Here is a 12049-nt window from a genome sequence, read left to right on the forward strand (position 1 = left end):
CTGTTGCGTGTTACGTGGTAAGGGGAAGTTTTGAGTTCCGAGTTTCGAGTATTGAGTTTCAACGATTTTGTCAAACTTTTTTCGTATTAATAAACTTTACTCTTTTCGTATGGATAATCTGTCGTAGAAAATATAGCAATAGCCAAAAATTTTGCATTAAAAGGAACGGCATACATTTCTTCTGAATGTAGTTCGAAATAAATCCTTAGTGAGAACGGGAAGTTCTGAGCTTGCTCGGAAATCACCCGCACGAACTTAGGATTTATGAGAACGTAATTCAGAAAAGAAATGTCAGCCTTGATTTTTTGGTTCTTTTTTATCAAGAAAAAAGAACGTGAAGAATAATTAAAACTTTTAAAGCCAATTTTTTGCACTCACTTAACAAAAGCACACCAACAAAGCTAATTGTAAAACACATAAGAACAAAAAAAAGTGCCCGATTAAAGGCACTTTTTAAGTATTACAACAAAGCAGTACAGTTATTATTCGGTTAGTCTCTTATACGAATTATATCTGTATTTAGCATTAGCTTCTGCAGCTTCAAACAATTCATCGGCTTCTTGTGGGAACAGTTTCTTAAGCGAAGTATAACGAGTTTCCGACATAATGAAGTCTTTGAAAAGTTCAAAGTTAGGTTCTCTCGAATCTAAAGTGAAAGGATTTTTGCCTTCTTCAACAAGTTCTGGATTGTATCTGTACAAGTGCCAGTATCCTGCTTTAACAGCGTCGTCTTGTTGTGCCTGCGATTTACCCATTCCTTTAACTAAGCCGTGATTGATACAAGGCGAGTAAGCAATAATTAGCGAAGGTCCTTTGTACGCTTCGGCTTCTCTAATAGCTCTTAGGTATTGCGCCTGATTTGCACCCATAGCTACCTGAGCAACGTAAACATAACCATAGCTCATAGCCATCATACCTAAGTCTTTTTTGCGAATTTTCTTACCCGATGCAGCAAACTTAGCAATAGCACCTGTAGGTGTTGATTTTGAAGCCTGACCGCCTGTATTTGAATACACTTCGGTGTCGAGAACTAAAACGTTAACGTCTTCGCCGCTGGCTAGTACGTGGTCTAAGCCACCGTAGCCAATATCATAAGCCCAACCGTCGCCGCCAAAAATCCAAATAGATTTTTTTGTAAAATATTGCTCAAGAGCCAAAAGTTCTTTAGCAATTTCGGTGCCGGCAGCTTTAAGAAGTGGCAACAATTTTTGTGTAGTCGTTTCTGAGCCTTCGGCATCTTGCATATTATCTATCCACATTTGAGTAGCTTCTTTCAGTTCTGCACTGCAACCTTCTGCCATCATAGTTTGTAGGCGTTCGGCTATACGAGTTCTCATTTTGTTAACACCGGTAGCTATACCAAAACCGAATTCGGCGTTATCTTCAAACAAAGAGTTAGCCCATGCTGGTCCTTTACCGCAACTGTTTGTTGTGTATGGAGTTGAAGGAGCAGAGCCTCCGTAAATTGACGAGCAACCTGTAGCATTGGCAACTATCATTCTGTCGCCAAACAGTTGTGTAACTAGTTTAATGTATGGAGTTTCGCCACAACCGGCACAAGCTCCCGAAAATTCAAACAAGGGCTGTGCAAATTGGCTATTTTTAACACTCTGTGCTTTAGGCAATAAGTCGCTCTTATACGTAACCGATTTGGTCATGTAGTCCCATAGTTTGATTTGTTCTTCTTGCGAATCAAGCGGCTTCATAACCAATGCTTTATTTTTAGCAGGACAAACGTCGGCACAGTTGCCACAACCTGTACAATCTAATGGACTGATTTGAATACGGAACTTAAGATTTAGCGAACGTGGACTTGCATCAATTGTAGGAGTACCTTCGGGTAATCCCTTCATTTCTTCTTCGTTAATCAAGAATGGTCTGATAACTGCGTGTGGACAAACATAAGCACACTGATTACATTGTATACAGTTTTCGGCTTGCCACTCGGGAACAGTTATAGCTATACCACGTTTTTCGTAGGCAGTTGTTCCTGCAGGGAAAGTACCGTCTTCTCTACCTCTGAAAGCACTTACCGGTAAATCGTCACCTTTTTGGTCGTTCATTACCTTAGCGACATTTTTAATAAAATCGGGCATATGCGAAGTTGCTTCGGTTTCAGCTTCAACAGGAAGTGTTTTCCACGAAGGATCTACTTTAACTTCTTTATATTCTCCACCTCTGTCTATCGCCTGCATGTTCATTTCTACAACCTTATTGCCTCTACGTTCAAAAGTTGCTTTTGCCGCTTTTTTCATCTCGTCTAAAGCAACATCATAAGGTATTACTTCGGATATTTTAAAGAACGACGATTGTAATATAGTATTTGTACGGTGTCCCAAACCAATTTCTTCGGCTATAGCAGTAGCATTAATAATATAGAATTTAATATTATTTTCAGCCATGTAGCGTTTCATGCTGTTTGGCAAATTCTTAACAGTCTCTTCTTCGTCCCAAATGCTATTTAACAAGAAAGTTCCGCCAGGTTTTAAACCTTTAAGCATATCGTATTTATGGATATAGGCAGGAACGTGACAAGCAACGAAATCAGGTGTTGTAACCAAATATGGAGATCTGATTTGTTTATCACCAAATCTTAAGTGAGATGCAGTGAAACCTCCTGATTTTTTGGAGTCGTATGCAAAATATGCCTGTGCGTATTTTTCGGTAGTATCGCCTATAATTTTAATAGAGTTTTTGTTGGCACCAACAGTTCCGTCGGAGCCTAAGCCGTAGAATTTAGCTTGGAAAGTGCCTTTTGGTGAAAGGTCAATTTCGGGTAGCAAAGGCAACGATGTAAAGGTAACGTCGTCAACAATACCAACTGTAAACCTATCTTTAGGTTCATTAAGTTTAAGGTTATCAAATACCGAAATAATCATCGACGGGGTTGTGTCTTTTGAGCTCAATCCGTATCTTCCGCCAATAATAAGAGGTCTATTTTCTTCGTTGTAGAAAGCATTTCTGACATCAAGGTATAGGGGTTCACCGTTAGAACCGGGTTCTTTTGTGCGATCCAGAACGCAGATTCGTTTAACGGTTTTTGGCATAACATTAAACAAGTATTTTGTTGAGAAAGGTCTGTACAAGTGAACAGTGATTAAACCAAGTTTCTCACCTTTTGCATTTAGGTAATCTATAACTTCTTTAATAGTGTCGGTAACAGAACCCATAGCAATCAAAATGTTTTCAGCTTCGCTATGACCGTAGTATGTAAACGGTTTGTATTCTCTACCGGTTTGTTTGCTGATAATTTGCATGTATTCTGCAACAATATCGGGAACAGCGTAGTAGAACGGATTGCTTGCTTCGCGAGCTTGGAAGAAAATATCCGGATTTTGTGCAGTGCCTCTGGTAACAGGGTGTTCGGGGCTTAAAGCTCTATTTCTAAATTCTTGAAGTTTTTCCTTATCAATAAGTGCAGCCAATTTTTCCAAATCGGGGGCTTCAACTTTTTGAATTTCGTGAGAAGTACGGAAACCATCAAAGAAGTGAACAAAAGGCACTCTTGATTTAATAGCTGCTAAGTGTGCTATGCCTGCTAAGTCCATAATTTCTTGAACGTTGCTTGTAGCAAGCATTGCAAAACCTGTTTGTCTGGCGGCATAAATATCGCTGTGGTCGCCAAAAATTGATAAAGCTTGCGCAGCAACAGTACGAGCCGAAACGTGAAATACGGCGGGTAGTAATTCACCTGCCATTTTATACATGTTCGGTATCATCAAAAGTAAGCCTTGTGAAGCTGTGTATGTAGAGGTAAGAGCTCCCGACTGTAACGAACCATGTACAGCTCCGGCGGCTCCTCCTTCGCTCTGCATTTCAACAACTTTTACGGTTTCGCCAAAAATGTTTTTTCTGCCATGTGCTGCCCATTCATCAATATACTCAGCCATTGTGCTAGAAGGTGTGATAGGGTAAATAGCAGAAACTTCGCTAAACATATAAGCTATATGTGCAGCTGCATAATTTCCATCGCATGTGATATAACGATTGTTTTTAACCATAATAGTAATTTTTATTTGTTTTTAATAATTCGGTGCAAAGGTACTATTTTATTAAATTTTTTACAAAGTTTATAAGTACTAAATTACCAATTTTTAAATATTTATATCAATTATAAATAAGAGTTTTTAAATATTTTTTTAATTTTTATTAATTTGGTACATAAATTGTTAGAATAAATTCTCACTAACCAATGTTTAATATTTAATACTAAAACACATGAAAAAATATCTTGCCTTATTTACAATTATTTCTCTACTTTTAATGCTAAACGGTTGTGGAAGATCGGCTAAAAAAGAAGTAGAACGTTTACAACACATAAACGACAGTCTGTTATCTGTTGGTGTTCAAAAAGATACAACTTTGTTGAGCTACATCAAAACTTTTAATGATATTCAATCTAATTTGGATTCTATAAAAATGGTAGAGAACATCATTACTAAAACTACAACCAACGGTGGAGAAATTAACACAAGCGTAAAAGATCGTATAAACAACGATATAAATACTATTTATGATATGCTAAAGAAAAACAGGCAAATGGTTGCCGATTTAAAAAAGCGTATCAATCAGAAAGATGCTAAAATACAGAAAGATGAAGCTCAAATTGTTGAGTTGCAAAGAATGATAGACAATTTGACCAATCAGATAGAAGCGAAAAATGCAGAGATTAACGATTTGAAAGATCAGTTGAGCAGAATGAACATACAAATTCAGGATTTAAACAGAGAAGTATCTGATTTGAGCAAAAATATCAACGATTTGAGCGAACAAAATGCAATTAGCCAACAAATTATCAGAGAAAAAGATGAATCTATAAATACGGCTTATTACATTATAGGAACAAGTCAAGAACTTAGAGACATGGGAGTAGTAAAACGTACAGGCGGATTTTTGGGCATGGGAAGAAGTAATGTTTTGAGCGAAAACTTTAACGTCTCTATGTTTACAAAAATTAATATCACCAATTTGGAAGAAATTCCAATTTATAAATCGGATATTGAAATTTTAACGTATCACCCTGCCGAATCTTACGAAGTAATTAAAAAGAACAAAGCTATTGATAAGATACAAATAGTAGATTACAAAGCATTTTGGAGTGCAAGTAAATATTTAGTTATTGTAACGAAATAATAAAATTTGTATACCTTTGTGCTATTATTTGTAAAATGCTTTTTTTATGTCTGATAGCCTTGTTATAATACCAACATACAACGAAAAAGAGAATGTTGAAAAAATGATTAGAACAGTGTTCTCTTTGCCTAAGTTGTTTCACGTTCTTATAGTCGACGATAATTCACCCGACGGCACGGCTAAAATTGTAAAGGGTTTAAAATCGGAATTTGAAGGGTTGTTGCATCTTATTGAAAGACCCGGAAAGTTGGGCTTAGGTACAGCTTACATCACCGGCTTTAAATACGCCTTAGAAAACAACTACCAATATATTTTTGAAATGGACTGCGATTTTTCGCACAATCCTTCCGACTTGATCAGGCTTTACGAAGCCTGTTCGTCGGGCGGAGCCGATATGTCCATTGGCTCTCGCTACGTCAAAGGTGTTAATGTTGTTAATTGGCCCATGGGTAGGGTGCTTATGTCGTATTTCGCTTCAAAATATGTAAAATTCATATTAAACGTGCCTATTGCAGATACTACGGCAGGATTTATATGCTACACAAGAAAAGTATTAGAAACTATAGATTTGGATAAAGTCAAATTTATGGGTTATGCTTTTCAAATTGAAATGAAATACTCGGCTTGGAAGCTCGGTTTTAAAGTTGTAGAAGTACCTATCGTCTTCACCGACCGAACGGAAGGTACATCTAAAATGAGCACAGGAATTTTTAAAGAAGCATTTTTTGGTGTTATAAAGTTGAGATTTAAGAAAATAAAGCCAAAAAATGACACAAAAAAATAGCACGCAACGCCAAACTATTATTAAAAACGCATTAATCGTGAACGAAGGCTCTTCTTTTAAGGGCTTCGTTTTGATTAAAGATGATATTATTGCAGATATTGGCAAAGGCGTTTACAATGGCGAGCATGCTCACGATGATATGGTCATTGATGCCGAAGGCAAATGGCTTATCCCCGGAATTATAGATACTCACGTTCATTTCAGAGAACCGGGCTTAACACACAAAGCCGATATTAAAAGCGAAAGTATGGCTGCTATTGCAGGAGGTGTTACCTCCTATATGGAAATGCCAAACACATTGCCTAATACTGTTTCGCTTGAGTTAGTTAACGATAAAAACAAAATAGCAAGTGGCAATTCTTACGCAAATTACTCGTTTTATATTGCCGCAACCAATTCCAATGTAGATGAACTTATAAGCCTAAGCAAGAACGATGTGTGCGGTATAAAAATATTTTTAGGCTCTTCTACCGGAGGAATGATAGTGGATAACCAGTCGGAGGTGGAAAAGCTTTTTAATTATGCAAAAGTCCCTATTGTTGCTCATTGCGAAGATGAATCTATAATCAAGCAAAACGAGCAAATTTATAGAGATAAGTACGGCGCAGACTTTCCTGCTAAATTTCATTCGGAAATCAGAAGTGCGGAAGCGTGTTATAAATCTACCGAGCAAGCAATTAAATTAGCCAGAAAGTACAATACTCGTTTGCATATAGCCCATTTGAGTACGGCAAAAGAGTTACAATTATTTTCGGATAACAAAGACTTAATAACCAAAAACATAACCGTTGAGGTTTGTCCGCAGCATTTACTCTTTTCCGATGAGGATTATTCAACCTATGGAACAAAACTGAAAGTAAATCCGGCAGTAAAAACACAAACCGACAAAATTGGGCTATTGCAAGGTGTTATAAGTGGCAGAATAGATATGATTGCAACCGACCACGCTCCACATACCTTAGCCGAAAAAGATAATTCATACTTTAAAGCTCCTTCGGGTATGCCAATGATACAACATGGTTTTGTTGCGTTGTTGCAGTTGGTGCACGCAGGCAAGTTGTCGGTAGAGCTATTGGTCGATAAAATGTGTCATTCGCCTGCGCAATGTTTCAAAATATACAAACGAGGATTTATAAGAAAAGGTTATTTTGCCGATTTGGTTATCGTTGACCCAAACGCTTCAAATGTAATTACCAAAGATAATACTTATTACAAATGCGGATGGTCGCTATTTGAAAATACCGAAATGAAAGGAAAAATAGAAAAAACAATTGTAAACGGTAATATTAGTTTTGACGATGGAGTTTTTTCAAAAGAAGTTTATTCATCACAATTAAAATTCGATAGATAAAAAAATATAGGCATATGAAAAATTTTAAGATGTTTATTTTGTTGCTTGTGGCAACAGTTGGTTTTGTGGCATGCGGTCAAAACAACAAAGTTGTTGAATCGTATTATGATAATGGAAATCCTATGCAGGAAAGATATTTTGAAATAATTGACGGAAATAAAGTATTGACTAAGGAAGTAATTTACTACGATAATAAAGTAAAAAAGATGGAAGGTGCTTACAAAGATAGTTTGAGAGATGGTGTGTGGAAAGCCTGGCACAGAGACGGTTCTTTGTGGAGCGAAGGCAATTTTGTTAACGGCAAACGCGACGGATTTGGAAACACCTACTATCAAAACGGTGCTCGCAACATCGAAGGTTGGTATAAAGATGACAAAAGAGTGGGTAAGTGGAATTTTTACGACTCGCTCGGAAATTTAGAAAAAACCGTTGATTTCGATAAATACTAAGATTTCAACTCAATATCTTTAACTCCGTTGATAAAAGCAAAGTAGCGAGCTAAAACAAAAAAATAGTCGGATAACCTGTTTAGCAGCATCAAAACATTTTCGTTGACTTCCGAAGTTTGAGCAAGTCTTACGGCTGACCTTTCGGCTCTACGGCATACGGTACGGCATATATGCGATAGCGAAATTAAAGGATCGCCACAAGGAAGTATAAAACTTTTTAAAGCGGGAAGTTTTTCTTGCATAAAATCAATCTGCTCTTCTATACCTTTAATATCTGTATCGGTAATAGGTGTTAGCTTGTCAGCATGTTTATATTCGGGTTGTGCTGCAATTAACGATTCGGCATTAAACAAAAGCACTTGAATTTTATATAATTGTGTTTTTATTTCTTTATCTTTTGTCTGATCGTGCAAGTGTCCGACAAATGATTTAAGCTCGTCGATATTGCCGTATGTTTCAACTCTAATATCCGATTTCAAAACTCGGTTTCCACCTATCAACGATGTTTTTCCTTTATCGCCACCTTTTGTATATACTTTACCGCTCATAGTTATTAGTTTTAAAATTTAAATAATCTTTTATTATTTTTCAGGATTTGAATTAATATTATCGCTTTCAATTTCGCCGTCGATAATTCTAATAATTCTTCTAGAATATTTCGCTATATCTTCTTCGTGAGTAACCAAAATTATAGTATTACCCATTTTATGAATATCTTGCAAAAGTCGCATAATTTCTACCGAAGTCTTAGAATCTAAGTTTCCGGTTGGTTCGTCGGCTAATATTATACTCGGTTGGTTAACTAAAGCTCTAGCTATTGCGACCCTTTGGCGTTGTCCGCCCGAAATTTCGTTGGGCTTGTGGTCAATTCTATCGGTAAGTCCAACTTGCTCGATTACTTGTCTGCCGCGTCTGTTTCTTTCTTCTTTACCAACGCCCATATATATTTGAGGCAAAATTACATTATCTAAAATATTATATTGCGGTAGCAAGTTAAACGTTTGGAACACAAAACCTATTTCTTTATTTCTGATTTCTGCCAACTGATTGTCCGATAAGGTATGAGTTCCTTGTTTGTTAAGATAATATTCGCCCGAAGTAGGCGTGTCTAGGCAACCCAATATATTCATCAGTGTAGATTTGCCGGAACCGGAAGGTCCCATCAGAGCAACAAACTCATTTTTATTTATATCCAAATTGATATTTTTCAGAGCATTAACCTTGATAGCTCCAACACTGTACACCTTTGAAAGGTTGCGTAACGAAATTAGCGAGTCTGAATTCATAATATGTTTTTCAGACAACAAAGGTACTAAAATTTTAGCACGAAATGTTCTTTGCTGAAATCGGGATTAAAAAATACTAATCCGACTCTGAACAAGTCGATAGAAACCGTAACACGCTTGTCATCACATATTATTTCCCACGCTTCTTCCATACCTTTTGACCAATGTATATCGTCGAAAACAAAAATCGAGTTTTTGTTGGCTTTTGTATAAAGTTGTTCAAAAAAATTGATAGTCGCCTCTTTTTTGTGATATCCGTCAATAAACGCAAAATCAATTTCATTAATATTTTGTAGTTTTTCTGTAACGGTTTTACTAAACTGTCCTATGTTCAAATTAATATTTTCGTAGTCGAATTTATTGAATAGCATTTGTGCGATACTAGATTTCGAACTACATCCTTCAAAAGTATGAATAACTTCGTAGTTTCTAGCAGTAGCTAAATATATAGTACTAGCTCCTACACTGGTTCCTATTTCAAAAATACATTTTGGTTTGAAGTGTTTGGTTAATCGGTACAAAAGTTTTCCGTATTTGGGTGTAATGGAGCTTTTTTTATAGAGGTCTGAAATTCTCTCTAATCTTTGTTCGTACCCTAATTTATTGTCGACACCAAAATCGGTTATTTCTATTTGGTTTTTATTTTCTCTAACCCTTTTGAGAATCCTATCTATTATTCTATAATCGGTGTAAGAAGATTTATCTTTGATAACTTCTGTATATAATTTGAAGACAAATGGAGAGTGTATTGATTTTGAGTTTTTGGCTTTAAAATAGTACTTTACAAAAGGCACTATTTTGTTATAATTCGTCGTCATCTTTACAATTATGTTTATTTTTGTGTCAACGGTGCAAATATACTTAAAATTACACAAAAATGAACGGTATATTAAATTATTTTAAACTTGTTAAATTTTCGCATACAATTTTTGCGTTACCATTTGCTTTGGTCGGTTTTTTTATGGGTTTGTACGATGTAGACTTTTTTTTTAGCTTAAAAATTTTGCTGTTAATTTTGGTTTGCATGGTATCGGCACGCAATTCTGCTATGGGTTTCAACAGATGGCTTGATAAGCGTATAGACTTAAAAAATGAGCGAACTAAAGACAGGGTAATACCAGCAGGGATTGTAAAGCCAAGTTCAGCTTTAATTTTTACTATTGTTAATGCACTTATTTTTGTTGTAAGCACTTATTTTATCAACAAACTTACATTTATGCTTTCGCCTGTGGTTCTGTTAGTTATACTCGGTTATAGCTATACAAAACGTTTTACATTTTTGTCGCATTTTATTTTAGGATTAGGTTTGTCATTCGCTCCAATTGGAGCTTATATATCTGTTACAGGTTCTTTTAGTTTGGTGCCGATATTGTTGTCGTTGGCTGTGTTGATGTGGGTTAGCGGCTTTGATATATTGTATTCTACGCAAGATTACGAGTTCGACAAGAAAAACAAATTATTTTCGGTTCCGGTGGCTTTTGGTATTAAAGGAGCCTTAGTAATTTCAATAATTGTTCATCTTGTATCTATTGTGTTTATTGTTACCACGGCAATTGTAGGCAATTACAGTTTTTTATACTGGGTAGGTGTAATTATTTATGTTTGTTTTATAATTTTCCAGCATTCAATTGTAAAAGTCAACGATTTGAGTCGTATAAACAAGGCATTTTTCTTCTCTAATGGAATGGCTAGTCTAACTTATGCAATTTTTGCCATTTTGGGAATTTTGCTTAGTTGGTTCTGATTTTTTTGTTTATTGTTGTCAGATAAATTTTAGCCCCGAAGTCTCGGGGCTGTTGGCTTTTAGCTTTTAGCCATTGGCTGTTGGCAATGAACAATTATCAGTGTGCAATGAACAATTACTTAATTAATTACTAATTTATAATTACTCATTGTTAATTGATAATTGTTAATTATTAATTGATACCCCGCACCGCCAACTTCAGAGTTTTATAGGATATTAATGAGTTTCGTTCAGGAAATTTTTCACACTTTTATCGAACAAGTTTTTGTTTTGATCGTGAAATTCAAAATTTATAGGAATATAATAAGTAGGCAATTTCGACAAATATTTTTTTGCTAATTCGGTTTGCAATTTTACCGAATCTTTCTCGGTTGTAACAATAATTTTCCGTCTTGTCATAAGTCGGTCGAACTCATCTCTTATTTTAATAAAATCTTTTTCGCAATAATCGTGATGGTCTTTAAACCTAATCAGTTCAACATTCGAGCAAGAGTTTTTCAGGTGTTCAACCAAAGGTTCCGGATCGCCAACTCCTGTAAACACGAGTATTGTGTTTTGTTTTTTCAAAATTACAGGGTCGGTTTTCGCGTTTCTATCGTATAGCATAATTGGCTGCTGATAGTTTATATACGACATGCAAAACTTTTGGTTTTTCCGCAATTTTATTTCGTTGTATAAATATTTGTAAATTAAAGGAGAATATACTCTTGGCGTTTTGGTAACAACAATAATATCGGCTCTTTTAGTAGATTTTCTAGGTTCGCGTAAATTTCCTACGGGAAGTAGAAAATCTTTAAAATATGGCTTGAAGTAGTCGGTTATCAATATATTTAGTCCTGGTTTTACATATCTGTGCTGATAGGCATCATCGAGTAAGATTAAGTTTACATCGGGCTTTTTCTTTAGAATATTTTTAACACCCTTAACGCGCCTTTCGCAGACTGCAACAACAACATTGTCGAATTTTTGAAAGTACTGCATAGGCTCGTCGCCAATTGTATGCGGAGTATCGCTATCGTCGGCTATTCTGAACCCTTTGGTTTTTCGTTTGTAACCCCTGCTGAGTATGGCTATATTATAATCGTTGCGGAGTAGGTTTGCCAAGTATTCTATTGTTGGAGTTTTTCCTGTACCACCGATTTGTATGTTGCCAACGTTAATTATGGGAATTTGAAAAGATCGCGATTTCAGAATACCAATATCGAATGCACAATTCCTAATCCATATAACAAGTCTGTATATAGGGACAAACGGGAACAACAGCAATCTAATTCTTTTCATTGTAATAGATGTAACGACAAA

At 35.8% G+C, this 12049-nt stretch carries 10 protein-coding genes; 5 read left to right on the forward strand and 5 right to left on the reverse strand.

Translation table 11 applies throughout. The features are described 5' to 3' along the window. Window positions 1–482: 482 nt before the first annotated feature. The gene (gene nifJ / locus PHP31_06140; protein ID MDD3738855.1) at window positions 483–4001 is read right to left on the reverse strand and encodes a pyruvate:ferredoxin (flavodoxin) oxidoreductase; all 3519 of its coding nucleotides are present in this window, start codon (window positions 3999–4001) and stop codon (window positions 483–485) included. A gap of 217 nt (window positions 4002–4218) precedes the next feature. Between nifJ and PHP31_06145 the strand changes: the two genes are divergently transcribed. The 4 genes from PHP31_06145 to PHP31_06160 are packed head-to-tail and all read left to right on the forward strand — an operon-like array spanning window position 4219 to window position 7717. Then, window positions 4219–5133: a hypothetical protein gene (locus tag PHP31_06145; GenBank protein MDD3738856.1), complete on the forward strand. Its 915-nt coding sequence runs from the start codon at window positions 4219–4221 to the stop codon at window positions 5131–5133. 46 nt (window positions 5134–5179) lie between these two features. After that, window positions 5180–5917: a polyprenol monophosphomannose synthase gene (locus PHP31_06150; protein MDD3738857.1), complete on the forward strand. Its 738-nt coding sequence runs from the start codon at window positions 5180–5182 to the stop codon at window positions 5915–5917. Continuing rightward, window positions 5901–7268, forward strand: coding sequence for a dihydroorotase (locus tag PHP31_06155; GenBank protein MDD3738858.1), 1368 nt, complete (start codon window positions 5901–5903; stop codon window positions 7266–7268). The genes PHP31_06150 and PHP31_06155 overlap by 17 nt, the downstream gene beginning before the upstream one ends. A 14-nt stretch (window positions 7269–7282) precedes the next feature. Continuing rightward, window positions 7283–7717 (forward strand): hypothetical protein, encoded by a 435-nt coding sequence (locus PHP31_06160; protein ID MDD3738859.1) that lies wholly within the window; start codon window positions 7283–7285, stop codon window positions 7715–7717. Here PHP31_06160 and PHP31_06165 read toward each other — a convergent pair. The 3 genes from PHP31_06165 to PHP31_06175 are packed head-to-tail and all read right to left on the reverse strand — an operon-like array spanning window position 7714 to window position 9821. After that, window positions 7714–8265 carry a cob(I)yrinic acid a,c-diamide adenosyltransferase gene (locus PHP31_06165; GenBank protein ID MDD3738860.1) on the reverse strand — a complete coding sequence of 184 codons (552 nt, stop codon included), beginning with the start codon at window positions 8263–8265 and terminating at the stop codon, window positions 7714–7716. The two genes, PHP31_06160 and PHP31_06165, sit on opposite strands and share 4 nt — an antisense overlap. A 33-nt stretch (window positions 8266–8298) precedes the next feature. Then, window positions 8299–9003 (reverse strand): ABC transporter ATP-binding protein, encoded by a 705-nt coding sequence (locus PHP31_06170; GenBank protein MDD3738861.1) that lies wholly within the window; start codon window positions 9001–9003, stop codon window positions 8299–8301. Between the two features lie 26 nt (window positions 9004–9029). Then, window positions 9030–9821, reverse strand: coding sequence for a class I SAM-dependent methyltransferase (locus tag PHP31_06175; GenBank protein ID MDD3738862.1), 792 nt, complete (start codon window positions 9819–9821; stop codon window positions 9030–9032). A gap of 59 nt (window positions 9822–9880) precedes the next feature. Between PHP31_06175 and ubiA the strand changes: the two genes are divergently transcribed. Continuing rightward, window positions 9881–10747: a putative 4-hydroxybenzoate polyprenyltransferase gene (ubiA, locus tag PHP31_06180; protein MDD3738863.1), complete on the forward strand. Its 867-nt coding sequence runs from the start codon at window positions 9881–9883 to the stop codon at window positions 10745–10747. A gap of 216 nt (window positions 10748–10963) precedes the next feature. Here ubiA and lpxK read toward each other — a convergent pair. Beyond that, on the reverse strand, window positions 10964–12049 hold a 1086-nt coding region (gene lpxK / locus PHP31_06185), incomplete at its 5' end, for a tetraacyldisaccharide 4'-kinase (protein ID MDD3738864.1).

The sequence above is a fragment of the Lentimicrobiaceae bacterium genome, assembly GCA_028697555.1.
In the GTDB taxonomy this organism is placed as follows: domain Bacteria; phylum Bacteroidota; class Bacteroidia; order Bacteroidales; family UBA4417; genus UBA4417.